Raw genomic sequence first — 11,632 nt, 5'->3', positions numbered from 1 at the left:
GCCACGCATGCGCCAAGGTCCGCCCATCACGACAGGAAGACACGCATGGATACCGAACAGCTGAAGCAGAAGATCCTGGCCGGCGACCGCCGGGCCCTGGCCCGCGCCATCACCCTGGTGGAAAGCGGCCGTGCGGATCACCGTACCAAGGCGCAGGAACTGCTGTCGGAGCTGGCAAAGCACAAACGCCAGTCGCTGCGCATCGGCCTGTCGGGCACACCGGGGGTGGGTAAGTCCACCTTCATCGAAAGCTTCGGCATGATGCTGACAGCGCTGGGCCTGCGCGTCGCGGTGCTGGCGGTGGACCCCAGCTCGGCGCGCTCCGGCGGTTCGATCCTGGGCGACAAAACCCGGATGGAGCGCCTCAGCCGCGACAAGAACGCCTTTATCCGCCCGTCCCCCAGCCAGACCCACCTGGGTGGCGTCGCCCGCCGCTCGCGCGAGGCGGTGGCCCTGTGCGAGGCGGCAGGGTTTGACGTGGTGCTGGTTGAAACCGTCGGCGTCGGCCAGTCGGAAACCGTGGTGGCCGAGATGTCGGACCTGTTCCTGCTTCTGCTGGCACCCGCCGGCGGTGATGAGCTGCAGGGGGTGAAGCGCGGTATCATGGAAATGGCCGACCTTATCCTGGTCAACAAGGCCGACGGCCCATTGAAACCGGTCGCGACCCGCACCTGCGCTGACTACGCCGGTGCCCTGCGCTTGTTGCGCAAGCGCCCGCAGGATCCCGAGGGTTTCCCCAAGGCGCTGATGGTCTCGGCAGTCGAGGAACACGGGCTGGAGCAAGCCTGGGAGGAGATGCAGGCGCTGACCGCCTGGCGCCGTGACAACGGTCATTGGGAGCGGCGGCGCGCGGATCAATCCTGCTACTGGTTCGATCAGGAAGTGCGCCAGGCATTGCTGGCGCGGCTGCATACCGCCAGTGCCCAATCCGCCATGGCAGAGCTGTCCGGCCAGGTGGCCAAGGGTGCGCTGACCCCGGCGGCGGCGGCGCAGCAGATGCTGCAGGACCATCTGAAGGGCTGACCGCCATGCAGGAGATCCGGGTCTTTGACGGCGAAAAATTGCGCGCCTCGCTGTTCAACGCGGGGGCAAAGCGCCTGTTTGCGACCTTCCGTCAGCGGGTTGCCGTGGCGGGCGAATTCGAAGACCGCGGCCCGGTGAAAAACATGACCCGGCACGGCTATGCGCATCTGCATATCCAGTGCCGCGACAACGACTGGTATGTGAACAGCGAAACCCAGGCGCTGTCGCGCAGCCTGAAAGACCTGACCAAGGGCTATAGGGACGCGGCGGCCATGGGGTTTTCCATGGGCGGCTACGGGGCGCTGCGGTTTTCTTCGGCGCTGAACCTGAAGCGGCTGATCGCTGTCTCGCCGCAATACACCATTGCGCAAGGTGCGGTGCCGCATGACCGCCGCCGCAAGGAAGCGGCCGCTTTCGATGAAGCGCTGGGCGACCTGATCCGTTATGGCCGCCACGGCGTGAAAGGGGTGGTGCTGTTCGATCCGTTCCGCAAGATGGATCTGAACCACGCGCTGTACATACAGGCGGTGTTTCCGGACCTGCAGCTGTGCCGGCTGTCCTGCGGCGGCCATCCCGCCAGCCAGGTGATCCGCGAGGGCGGCAGTTTCTGGGATCTGCAGTCGATGCTGCACACAGGCCCGCTGACTGCGGCGCGGGTTCTGGGCCTGCACAGAGAGCGGCGCAGGCGCTCGCAGACCTATTGGCGGCGCTTGGCGCGGGTTGCGCGCCAGTGCGGCAGGCCGCAGCTTGGCGCCGCGGCGGACGCCCGGCTTGAAAGGCTTGCAGCCGAACAGGAAAACGGGCAGTAAGCGCCTCAAGAAAGCTGAGTTGAATCACTTGACGCTGTTGCTGGTTGATCGTATGAGCAGCGGACCAGTTTTCGGGCGCAGCCAATGGCAGCGCCCCTTGTGATTTGGTCCGGATCTGCTCCGGACCTCCGAAAAACGAAGGATGATGATATGTCGCGCCGTTGCGAACTGACCGGAAAAGGCCCGATGACTGGCAACAATGTCAGCCACGCGAAAAACAGAACCCGCCGCCGGTTTCTGCCGAACCTGAATGATGTGACCCTGCAGTCCGAGACCCTGGGCCGCGGCGTTAAGCTGAAGATCTCCGCAGCAGCCCTGCGCTCGGTTGATCACCGTGGCGGTCTGGACGCCTTCCTGGCAAAAGCCAAGAACGAAGAGCTGTCCGACACCGCCCTGAAAGTGAAAAAAGAGATCGCCAAGGCACAAGCCGCCGAGGCCTGATATGCCTGGATTGGTCGAACTGGCCTGATCCTTTCACTGGATTTCAGCTACACTTACAGACACCGCGCATGAGCAATCATGCGCGGTGTTTGCGTTTGCGCAATCTGCCGCGGTGATGGCTCTTGCGGCGGCGGTACAGGGCGGGCATATCTGCCTGTGATGAAACACATTCTGCGCCTTTACCTTGGCCTGTTCCTGGCCCTTGCGGTTGCCCTGACAGGCCATAGCGCTGCTGCACGGCAGGGTATGCGCGATGCGGCCGGGCAGATGGTGATCTGCACAGGTTTGGGGCCGGAAGTTATCTATGTGGACAGCGAAGGCCAGCCGGTCCAGCCGCCGCACAGCTGCCCTGATTGCGTGATGCATCTGCTGGACGCCGTGGCGCCGCCTGCCACGCTGCCGGTTTCCGGGCAGTCGGCGGGCCGTGTGCACGCGGTTTCGCATAAGGCCGCCATTGGCAGCTATTTCAAACCAAGGGCCAGCGCACGTTCGCCGCCTGCGGCCTGATTGCAGACAGCCCATTTCCCCAAAATTCAATCGTTTCTTATGAGGAGGCACAAAATGTCCCTGAAATCTGTATTCCTTGCCACCGCTGCGGCAGCCGCATTGGCCGGGTCCGCTTTTGCAGACGGCGCCCACAAGATCATGGTCCATGACCAATACGCGCGGGTGTCCTCGCCCACCGCCAAGGCCGGTGCTGCTTTCATGGCGATCATGAACCAGACCCATGCGGATGACCGGCTGATCGATGTCCGATCGGATGTGGCCGCCAGGGTGCAGCTGCACACCCACAAGGAAGGTGATGACGGTGTCATGAAGATGATGCATGTCGAAGAAGGCTTTGCCATTGCCGAGGGCGACACCCATATGCTGAAGCGCGGCGGCGACCACATCATGTTCATGGGGTTGAACCAGGCGCTGAACCATGGCGATGTGGTCAAAGTCACGTTGGTGTTCGAAAACGCCGGCGAGGTCGAAATCGAAGTGCCCGTGGATCTGGAGCGCAAGGCCGAAGGCCACGGCAGCCACTCAAACTGAACCCGGGCACGATAGGGTACGGCGGGCGCGGCGTCAGGCTGCGCCGCAGCCCTCCTTCGCGCCCAAAGCCCGCTGATTGGCGGGCTTTTTTGCCGCTTGAGGCTAGCCCAGCAGCTCCGCCACCCATGCCGGCACGGTTTTGCTGGCGGGGCCAAAGCGGCGCTCGGCAAAGCGGGAGGCGGTGGCAGAGGGTTCCAGGTTCAGCTCCACCGTATGGGCGCCCGCCAGATGCGCCTCATCGACGAAGGCCGCCGCCGGGTAGACTTCGCCCGAGGTGCCGATGGCGGCAAACAGATCCGCATCTGCGAGATGGGTGTAGATCTCTTCCATGAAATACGGCATCTCGCCGAACCAGACCACGCCGGGCCGGCCCGCAGGCGCCGCACAGGCGGGGCAGGGGTGTCCGGTCTGCATTTCCATCGGTGCAGTCCAGCTATGGCCGCACGTGGCGCAAACAGCGCCTTCCAGCCTGCCGTGCATATGCAGCACATCCGCCGCGCCGCCGGCCTCGTGCAAGGTGTCCACATTCTGGGTAACGATCACCACCTCGCCCGGATGTTCCCTTTGCAGCCGCGCCAACGCCTGATGCGCCGCATTAGGCCTGGCCTCAGCCGCCTGGGCGCGGCGGGCATTGTAAAAGCGATGCACCAGATCCGGGTTGCGGGCAAAACCTTCGGGTGTTGCCACGTCCTCGATCCGGTGCTGCGCCCAGAGGCCGCCCTCGTCGCGGAAGGTGCCCAGCCCGCTTTCGGCGGAAATCCCGGCGCCGGTCAGGATGACAATCTTCGCACTCTTTCCCATCGCCGCGGAACCTCCTATCACTGACCCTATTCACAGGAGCCATAGACGCATGCCTACCCGTATTCTGTTTGTCTGCCTAGGAAACATCTGCCGCTCCCCGGCGGCCGAAGGCGTGTTCCGCGCGTTGTGCCCGGATGTAGAAACCGACAGTGCCGGCACGGCCTCCTATCACGCAGGCGAGCCGCCATACGGCCCGATGCAGGTAGCAGCGCAGGCGCGGGGGCTGGATATCTCGGACCTGCGGGCGCGGCAGTTCCGGCGCGGTGATTTCGAAGATTTCGATCTGATCATTGCAATGGACGCCAGCAATCTGGAGAATATCGAGGCCCTGCGTCCGGTAGGCAATGAAACCCCGGTGCGCCTGTTCACGGGCTACGCTCCGGCATCACGTGCCGACCATGTGCCGGACCCTTACTATACCCGCGATTTCGACGGCTGCCTGGATCTGATCGAGGCTGCTGCCAAGGGCCTCAAAGCGGTCCTCTGACTTATTCGGCGATCACCCGGAAACCGCCTGCCAGGAAAGGCAGCTGTTGCACCGCCGGATCAATCATCTGGGTCTGCACCAGCCGGCGCAGGGTTTCCGCAACGTCGCGCGGCACCCGGTCGGCCCAATCAGCCGCTGTAAACAGTGAAATTGTCCGCGACATCTCGCCAAAGGGCAGCGGGAACGCATCAATCTGGTCGTGGAACCGTGCTGCCCGCATATATCCCAGCGGCGTTGTCACCGCCCAGCCGATCCGCCGTGCCACCATCGCCATCAGCGCCAGATGCGAGCCGACCTCGAACCGGTCCTCGAACTCCAGCTTCTGGCGCACCAGCAGTCCCTCGATCTGCTGCGAGATCAGCTGCTCGCGCGCGTAGCGCAGGAACGGCAAGTCCTGCAGCTGCTCCGCCGCCTGTGCCGCATCGGACAAGGCGCCGCGCGGCGCCACCAGAATGAAGGGATCGCGCACCAGCGGGTATTCCACCAGCCCCTCATGCAGCCCGCCGGCGGTGGCGGCAACGGCAATATGCAGCTCGCGGGCCTCCATTGCCTGCACGATGTCATGGCTGGAGGCGGTGATCATCTTGAAGCGGCACTGTGTCAGGCTGTCCGCTAAAATTGTGGCCAGCCGCGGGGTCAGGTCGTTGTCAAAATCATCAATCAGACCGATCGACAGCGCCTGCAAGTGGCTGAGATCCATCACCGTCAGCTCGCTTTGGGCCAGCCGCAGCTCCGACAAGACCGCCTCGGTCCGGGCCAGGAAACTGCGCCCGGCGGCGGTCAGCACCATCGGGCGGCGGCCATGGTCGATCAACTCGCTGTCCAGTGCCTTTTCCAGGTTGCGCATCTGCTGGCTGACGGCGGGCTGGCTGAGGCCGGTCATCTCTGCCGCTTGCGCCACTGATCCGGTCTTGGCCAGCGCCTCGAACACTTCCAGCCCGCGCAGGGTAACACCTTTGATCAACATGCAATCGCTCCAATACCTTACGCCGTTTGTTCCGCTTTGCTGCAGCCCGGTCAAGGGGGGCAAAGGCGCAGCCTTTCCCCCTTGCGAAAATGCCGCAGCGCAGATGTATCAAAACGGTCAAAGGCACCCATGGGGTGCCTTTGCTTTACCGTGCAGCTTGGGGAAATGACGAAGGCAGGCTCAGCCGCAGTTGCGCGCTGCATGATCTCCAAAGGCCTTGTAGCGCAGCCACAGCCGCTCGTCCGTGCGGCTGGAGGACTGGCGCACCACTTGGGCCTGGTGCGGATCGGAAAACCATTTCGACACGGTCTTGCGCTCGGCCCGCGTCAGGCTGCGGTTGGCCACCTTCTGGATGCAGCTGCACAAACCGGGCGAGGCCGCGGTGCGGTCCGACTGGCGGCAGGCGCGTTCAATCGCGTCGGCCTCGGCCCCGAAGGTGCCAATGCTGCAAGAGATCCGGCGCAAAGCGCGGCGGTCAGGAAAAATCTCATCTGGCTCGTGCCCCGTTTTTTGGCAAGCGGATCTGATGCCCGCGGAATTGCCCGCAGTATGCCAAATGCCAAGGCGCGTTTCAATCGTGGTAAACGGGGTGGTTAGAAGGCCAGTGTTCAGCAGGGCTGGAGCGCCGGTTGCCGGCACTCCAGCGGCTGCCGGTCTCAGGTCTGGTTTGGCCCGCGCATTGCGCGGATCGCCTGGCGCACGGCTTTCCAGTCCGCCGCCTCATCGTCTTTGCCGGCTGCTTCGCAGCTGCGCATCTTCTGCGCGGCCTCCAGCTCGGCCTTGTCGCCATGCGCACTATACAGCGCGCGGGCATATTCGGTCGCTTTGATTGCATCCATGCGGGTCGTCCTCCTTTGCTGTGTTTCCCACCAGAGGTCTGCGCGTTTCGCGGAATGAGGCGAGTATAGCGCATTTCGCGGCGGCGCGCAGTTAGCGCGGAGAATTTGACGGGGTTTTGAGCTGCGCGGGGCGGAGGTGTTTGCAGATCATGGTGAGGGCAGTGCCGGTCCGCGGGCGGAAGCGAAGCGCCCGCCCATGGGGGCGGACGGGCGCTGCCCGGCGGTGCCGCCGGGCGGGAAATCGACTAGAGGACGCCGAGAATCCGAAGTCCGATTTGCACCAGCTCAAGCAGCTTGGGGCCGATGGAAATCGCCGCCGTAACGACAGCACCGCCAGCCATGCCTGCAAGTTGGACAGTCTTTCGGATGTCGCTATCGAACCACTCCGCACCTTTGCGGGTCAGTTTGTCATACTGTTCTTGCAGTAAGGCAATTTTAGATACCCGGCTGAATATCCGCGTCACAGCATCTGCCCCCGGCAAAGGCGGCGCGCCATCAGGCAGCGGGAGCAGCGCATCGTTGATCAGTTCGGGAATGTCCTGTTCGAAATTCTCTGCCAGAGCCGGCTCGCTGATCGCGGCCAGCATCGGCAAAGCCTCGTCCAGAACCTGCTTGTCTTCCGGCGTCAGCGCCTTCAGCGCCTGCTGGGCAAGCTGCTCCCGGTTCGCGGCGACGTCCGGATGATTGGCGCGGATGCCGCGCACGCCTTCCTCTACCGCGTTCAGCAGGGCGAGGTTGTCCTCATTGTCCGGCAGCTCGCGGCTGTTATGCAGTTGCGCCCGCAGGCTGCCCGCCACCCGGGTCAGGGTCAGCTCCGCATTCTGCGGGTCGTCCCTGTATTTGGTCAGCACCCGGTTGAGCTTACGCACATCGCCTGCGCGCTCCGACAACCCGTTGTGGCCGCCCAAGCAATCCTCCAGCGCGTCTTCGATCTGCGACAGCAGCGCGAACATATAGGGCGCGTTCTCAACCGGGATCGGCACCGCGCGGAACTTGCCGGTCTCCGGGTTCAGCTCGATGGTCTCTGCCATCGGCAGGTGTTCGGAGAGCATTCCTGCTTTGATGCGCTCAATCTCGGCGGCAACGGCTTCGGGGCCTGCGTCCCAGATCGCATCGTCGATCAGCGCAACGCGGCGCTGGAGTTCCCAGTCGAGCGGCTTGCCATCTAGGATGCCTTGGTACCAGTCGCGCCAAAAGAGCCAATGACTATGTTTCTTGCAATGCTCAATGAACCTATCCCACTGAACTTGTAGTTGCAGTATGGGAGCATCGTTATTCCACAGTTTGTTTCCCAGAAGTTGGGCATTTGTGGACACCGCTGCATCGATGAACAAGGATTTGCGCAAGACATCGCGGACCGCCTTCCCGGAATGCTGCATCGCGCCAACAGATGTGACAGCGAATGCAGCTACCTCAAGCGTGGCATCTGCGCTTGTTCTCCCTTCAAAGTCTAGAGCAGCGTGCGACGCAGTGATCGCATAGTAGATACTGTCACCGAGCTCCTTTGGCGAAGATAGATACACATGGGTCGATAGTACATTGCTGCGACTGAAAGCTGCGTTTTGGTATGTTGGATTGCTGGCGACCAGCAGTGCGCAGACGCTCGAGCGAAAACAATCCAACAATAAGTGCTCGTCGTCCATATCTGATGTGGTTAACTCCATTGCACTCGGTAGGCTTCTGAGTGAAATGCGGCAAGCGAGTTGTCGTGAAAGCTGAGTGCTTTGCCCTCGCAACCAAGTGTGAAGGTCTTCGTTTGAAGCTATTCTTGATAAACGTGCCATTCTAAACTTTTCCGAGTTAAAATTCTGGTTGCAAAGCAACACGCCCGCTTGACCAAACCCCGAATCCAAATCATATGCCTCACCATGACTGAGCTCGCCAAAATCCGCAATTTCTCCATCGTCGCCCACATCGACCATGGCAAATCCACCCTCGCTGACCGGCTCATCCAGGAGACCGGCACGGTGAAGGACCGCGATATGAAGGAACAGCTGCTCGACTCGATGGATATCGAGCGCGAGCGCGGGATCACCATCAAGGCCAACACCGTCCGCATCGACTATACCGCCGATGACGGCGACACATACGTCTTGAACCTGATCGACACCCCCGGCCACGTCGACTTTGCCTATGAGGTCTCCCGCTCGATGCGCGCGGTCGAAGGCTCGCTCTTGGTGGTCGACAGCTCGCAAGGGGTCGAGGCGCAGACGCTGGCCAATGTCTATCACGCGATGGAGGCCGACCACGAAATCGTGCCGGTGCTGAACAAGATCGACCTGCCGGCCTCCGACTGCGACCGGGTGGCGGAACAGATTGAGGATGTGATCGGCATCGACGCCTCGGGCGCCATCCGGGTCTCGGCCAAGACCGGCCAGGGCATCCGCGAAACGCTGGAAAGCATCGTGCAGCATCTGCCCGCGCCCAAAGGAACCCGCGACGCGCCGCTGAAGGCGATGCTGGTGGACTCGTGGTATGACGCCTATCTTGGCGTGATCGTGCTGGTGCGGGTGATGGACGGCACCCTGAAAAAGGGCATGCGGGTCAAGTTCATGTCCAACGACACCCTGCACCATGTGGACCGCATCGGCGTGTTTCGCCCCGAGATGCAGATGATCGACTCTTTGGGCCCCGGCGAGATCGGCTTCCTCACCGCCTCGATCAAGCAGGTGCGCGACACCCGCGTCGGCGACACCATCACCAATGACCGCAACGGCACCGAAGACGCGCTGCCGGGCTTCAAACCCGCCCAGCCGGTGGTGTTCTGCGGCCTGTTCCCCGTCGATTCAGCCGAGTTCGAAGACCTGCGCGATGCCATCGACAAGCTGGCCCTGAACGACGCCTCCTTCAGCTTCGAGATGGAAACCTCCGCAGCACTTGGCTTCGGCTTCCGCTGCGGCTTCCTGGGGCTTCTGCACCTCGAAGTGATCCGCGACCGGATTGAGCGCGAATACAACATCGAGCTGATCACCACCGCGCCCTCGGTGATCTACCACGTCTACATGAAAGACGGCGAGCAGATCGACCTGCACAACCCCGCCGACATGCCCGACATGTCCAAGGTCGACCACATCCAGGAGCCGCGCATCAAGGCGACGATCCTGGTGCCGGACGACTACCTCGGCGATGTCCTGAAGCTCTGCCAGGAGCGCCGCGGCATTCAGGAAGACCTGACCTATGCCGGCACCCGCGCCATGGTGGTCTATGACCTGCCGCTGAACGAGGTGGTGTTCGACTTCTACGACCGGCTGAAATCGGTGACCAAGGGCTATGCCTCATTCGACTACCAGATGACCGGATACCGCGAGGATGCGCTGGTCAAGATGTCGGTGCTGGTCAACGATGAGCCGGTGGACGCGCTGTCGATGATGGTGCACCGCGACCGCGCCGAGATGCGCGGCCGTGCGATGTGCGAAAAGCTGAAAGAGCTGATCCCGCGCCACATGTTCAAGATCCCGATCCAGGCGGCCATCGGCGGCAAGGTGATCGCGCGCGAGACCCTGTCGGCCCTGCGCAAGGACGTGACCGCCAAATGCTACGGCGGCGACGCGACGCGTAAGCGCAAACTGCTGGACAAGCAAAAAGCGGGAAAAAAGAAGATGCGCCAGTTCGGAAAAGTTGATATTCCTCAGGAGGCATTCATCTCTGCATTGAAAATGGACAGTTAGAATTTGGAAAAAGTGCCGTTTGTCAAACTTTCCTTCGCTGGTTCACGGTTTAACGGAGCAAGGTTGCCCGCGGATGCGTCGGTAAATATCTCTATCTATCAGAAGGTCTTGGTGGAGCTCGCCAAGCAAATTTGGCGAGAGAAAAACCCAAACAGACTACGCCTTCCACGTAATTTCGAACGATATTTTCAGCTTCAAATTGGTGATATCGAAGAAGGTAGTGCGGTTGCTCATCTCCCGCGCTTCGAAGAGGACTTGCCGGAGCTGTTTGGTTCGATGGCTCCGGGTGACATCTTCGACAAGGCTCAAGATGAATTAGTCAATATCATCGATGCTGCCAACGACAACAAGCCGCTACCTCGATTGAGTCCCGCCGTTAGATATGAACTCCGTCAGTTACGAAAGAACCTGCGTTCGTCGGAGAATATAGTTGTCACCCGAGGGCGGCTGAGCCGCGATGTTGATCGACATCCTATATCGGCGGCAACAAGAGAGAGAATTACTCGAGAAATCCGCGAAGAAAAAATAAAGAATATTTCCGGATTTGGAGTTCTTTCCGGAGTTTCTGAAACGCCACCCTCCATTTCGGTGGTTTCGGAACACGGTGCCATCAGGATTGACGTCAATTTTCAAACTGCCCGATTGACGTATAACGGACAGAATGGACGTCTCGTAGACTTCAATATTAATGCTGTGGTCGACTATGATGGATTCATTAAGCGAACTGAGGGAGTGAACGCATTTAGCCTTGTGAAAGATGACAACTCAATGGCGAAGGCTGCATCACGAGTCAGCGAACTCGCTGGGCTTGAGGCAGGTTGGTACAATGGGGAAGGTGAGGAAATTTCGCAACTCACTGTCATCACAAGTAAAGATATCGCCCGATTTATCTCAGCCTTTGAGGGATCTGCCGGGATATTTCCCTCCGTTGAAGGTGAAATTCAAATTGAATACGCTCGCAATGATTTTGAATGGACTATTGCGATTAAGGATACACACGTCATAGTGGAAGTGATGAGTTTGGATGACGATGAGTCTGTTGTTAGACGCTTCCGAGGTTGTTCTCCGGGATTACTAAGAATGCTATTAAGTGATAATGGAATTGTGGATGAGTGATAATCAGGACGAGTTGTTTTTGCGGAACATTCATCCACACTTCTACGACAATGGACGTGTTGGTAGCGGCGGCTTCGCGCCGACCGATGAGCACGAATATTGCTTGAGTGTTGATTTTGCATCAATGTCCTCTCCTCCGGAGAGCAGAAAACGACATGAAACTGTTTTCGGCTTGGAGTCGGCGGCAGTTTTTGGAGTTACTGAGGCTGAATTTGATGAGCATTCAATTGAGTGCAAAGCTGATCCTATTGATCTCAACCCAGCTCATGCTCTTGCAGACTATAATGAAGTTCGTCTGGCTTCGCGTTCACAAGTGAAGAAAGTAGCACGTAAAATCGCGGCAAAGGCGAACAAGCGTGGTCGCCTCGACTGACAGGCTCATTATTTAAAATTACAATCACCTTACCCGCCCGGTCGCCAGACCGGGCAGCGCCCGACCCTCC

At 60.5% G+C, this 11,632-nt stretch carries 13 protein-coding genes and 1 pseudogene; 9 read left to right on the top strand and 5 right to left on the bottom strand.

Translation table 11 applies throughout. From position 1 onward, the window contains the following. Positions 1-45 precede the first annotated feature (45 nt). From meaB to ETW23_RS13255, 5 genes are all read left to right on the top strand, one after another. Entirely contained in the window at positions 46-1,023 is a 978-nt protein-coding gene (gene meaB / locus ETW23_RS13275; protein WP_134830260.1) for a methylmalonyl Co-A mutase-associated GTPase MeaB, read from the top strand. Positions 1,024-1,028: 5 nt separating this feature from the next. Continuing rightward, a complete protein-coding gene (locus ETW23_RS13270; RefSeq protein ID WP_134830259.1) occupies positions 1,029-1,832 on the top strand; it encodes an alpha/beta hydrolase in 804 nt (267 codons plus the stop codon). Between the two features lie 150 nt (positions 1,833-1,982). Further along, a complete protein-coding gene (gene rpmB, locus ETW23_RS13265) occupies positions 1,983-2,273 on the top strand; it encodes a 50S ribosomal protein L28 (protein ID WP_129370271.1) in 291 nt (96 codons plus the stop codon). A gap of 159 nt (positions 2,274-2,432) precedes the next feature. Next, positions 2,433-2,780, top strand: a complete 348-nt coding sequence (locus ETW23_RS25400) for a hypothetical protein (RefSeq protein WP_205877372.1) — start codon at positions 2,433-2,435, stop codon at positions 2,778-2,780. A 54-nt stretch (positions 2,781-2,834) separates the two neighbouring features. After that, complete coding sequence (locus ETW23_RS13255) at positions 2,835-3,311, top strand: copper chaperone PCu(A)C (RefSeq protein WP_134830258.1); 477 nt, start codon at positions 2,835-2,837, stop codon at positions 3,309-3,311. A 102-nt stretch (positions 3,312-3,413) separates the two neighbouring features. Here the strand turns inward: ETW23_RS13255 and ETW23_RS13250 are convergent, their stop codons facing one another. Continuing rightward, positions 3,414-4,112 (bottom strand): NAD-dependent deacylase, encoded by a 699-nt coding sequence (locus ETW23_RS13250; protein WP_134830257.1) that lies wholly within the window; start codon positions 4,110-4,112, stop codon positions 3,414-3,416. Positions 4,113-4,161: 49 nt separating this feature from the next. On the opposite strand from ETW23_RS13250, the gene ETW23_RS13245 reads away from it, so the two are divergent. Continuing rightward, the gene (locus ETW23_RS13245; RefSeq protein WP_134830256.1) at positions 4,162-4,599 is read left to right on the top strand and encodes a low molecular weight protein-tyrosine-phosphatase; all 438 of its coding nucleotides are present in this window, start codon (positions 4,162-4,164) and stop codon (positions 4,597-4,599) included. 1 nt (position 4,600) lies between these two features. Here ETW23_RS13245 and ETW23_RS13240 read toward each other — a convergent pair whose 3' ends face one another. The 4 genes and pseudogenes from ETW23_RS13240 to ETW23_RS25955 all read right to left on the bottom strand — a co-directional run bounded on the left by ETW23_RS13240 (position 4,601) and on the right by ETW23_RS25955 (position 8,327). After that, positions 4,601-5,566, bottom strand: a complete 966-nt coding sequence (locus ETW23_RS13240) for a LysR family transcriptional regulator (protein WP_129370275.1) — start codon at positions 5,564-5,566, stop codon at positions 4,601-4,603. Between the two features lie 180 nt (positions 5,567-5,746). Then, a pseudogene (locus ETW23_RS13235) lies at positions 5,747-6,057 on the bottom strand (hypothetical protein). Positions 6,058-6,222: 165 nt separating this feature from the next. After that, positions 6,223-6,405 carry a hypothetical protein gene (locus ETW23_RS13230; RefSeq protein ID WP_129370277.1) on the bottom strand — a complete coding sequence of 61 codons (183 nt, stop codon included), beginning with the start codon at positions 6,403-6,405 and terminating at the stop codon, positions 6,223-6,225. A gap of 245 nt (positions 6,406-6,650) precedes the next feature. Further along, complete coding sequence (locus ETW23_RS25955; RefSeq protein WP_254695019.1) at positions 6,651-8,327, bottom strand: hypothetical protein; 1,677 nt, start codon at positions 8,325-8,327, stop codon at positions 6,651-6,653. Between ETW23_RS25955 and lepA the strand changes: the two genes are divergently transcribed. Genes lepA through ETW23_RS13210 form a run of 3 tightly spaced genes read left to right on the top strand, consistent with a single transcriptional unit; the run spans position 8,274 to position 11,562 of the window. Beyond that, complete coding sequence (gene lepA / locus ETW23_RS13220) at positions 8,274-10,073, top strand: translation elongation factor 4 (protein ID WP_134830255.1); 1,800 nt, start codon at positions 8,274-8,276, stop codon at positions 10,071-10,073. The two genes, ETW23_RS25955 and lepA, sit on opposite strands and share 54 nt — an antisense overlap. A gap of 3 nt (positions 10,074-10,076) precedes the next feature. Continuing rightward, positions 10,077-11,189 carry a hypothetical protein gene (locus ETW23_RS13215; RefSeq protein WP_134830254.1) on the top strand — a complete coding sequence of 371 codons (1,113 nt, stop codon included), beginning with the start codon at positions 10,077-10,079 and terminating at the stop codon, positions 11,187-11,189. Next, the gene (locus ETW23_RS13210) at positions 11,182-11,562 is read left to right on the top strand and encodes a hypothetical protein (protein ID WP_134830253.1); all 381 of its coding nucleotides are present in this window, start codon (positions 11,182-11,184) and stop codon (positions 11,560-11,562) included. Before ETW23_RS13215 ends, ETW23_RS13210 begins: the two co-directional genes overlap by 8 nt. Positions 11,563-11,632 lie beyond the last annotated feature (70 nt).

The organism is Leisingera sp. NJS201, from assembly GCF_004535885.1.
In the GTDB taxonomy this organism is placed as follows: domain Bacteria; phylum Pseudomonadota; class Alphaproteobacteria; order Rhodobacterales; family Rhodobacteraceae; genus Leisingera.
This window is presented reverse-complemented; position numbering and strand designations above follow the sequence as displayed.

Bases quoted from the DNA above. Each gene is read 5' to 3' on its own strand.
- ETW23_RS13230 (WP_129370277.1), bottom strand. From the start codon at position 6,405: ATGGATGCAATCAAAGCGACCGAATATGCCCGCGCGCTGTATAGTGCG.
- ETW23_RS13245 (WP_134830256.1), top strand. From the start codon at position 4,162: ATGCCTACCCGTATTCTGTTTGTCTGCCTAGGAAACATCTGCCGCTCC.
- rpmB (WP_129370271.1), top strand. From the start codon at position 1,983: ATGTCGCGCCGTTGCGAACTGACCGGAAAAGGCCCGATGACTGGCAAC.
- ETW23_RS25400 (WP_205877372.1), top strand. From the start codon at position 2,433: ATGAAACACATTCTGCGCCTTTACCTTGGCCTGTTCCTGGCCCTTGCG.
- lepA (WP_134830255.1), top strand. From the start codon at position 8,274: ATGACTGAGCTCGCCAAAATCCGCAATTTCTCCATCGTCGCCCACATC.
- ETW23_RS13255 (WP_134830258.1), top strand. From the start codon at position 2,835: ATGTCCCTGAAATCTGTATTCCTTGCCACCGCTGCGGCAGCCGCATTG.
- ETW23_RS25955 (WP_254695019.1), bottom strand. From the start codon at position 8,327: ATGGTCGATGTGGGCGACGATGGAGAAATTGCGGATTTTGGCGAGCTC.
- ETW23_RS13270 (WP_134830259.1), top strand. From the start codon at position 1,029: ATGCAGGAGATCCGGGTCTTTGACGGCGAAAAATTGCGCGCCTCGCTG.
- meaB (WP_134830260.1), top strand. From the start codon at position 46: ATGGATACCGAACAGCTGAAGCAGAAGATCCTGGCCGGCGACCGCCGG.
- ETW23_RS13210 (WP_134830253.1), top strand. From the start codon at position 11,182: ATGAGTGATAATCAGGACGAGTTGTTTTTGCGGAACATTCATCCACAC.
- ETW23_RS13250 (WP_134830257.1), bottom strand. From the start codon at position 4,112: ATGGGAAAGAGTGCGAAGATTGTCATCCTGACCGGCGCCGGGATTTCC.
- ETW23_RS13240 (WP_129370275.1), bottom strand. From the start codon at position 5,566: ATGTTGATCAAAGGTGTTACCCTGCGCGGGCTGGAAGTGTTCGAGGCG.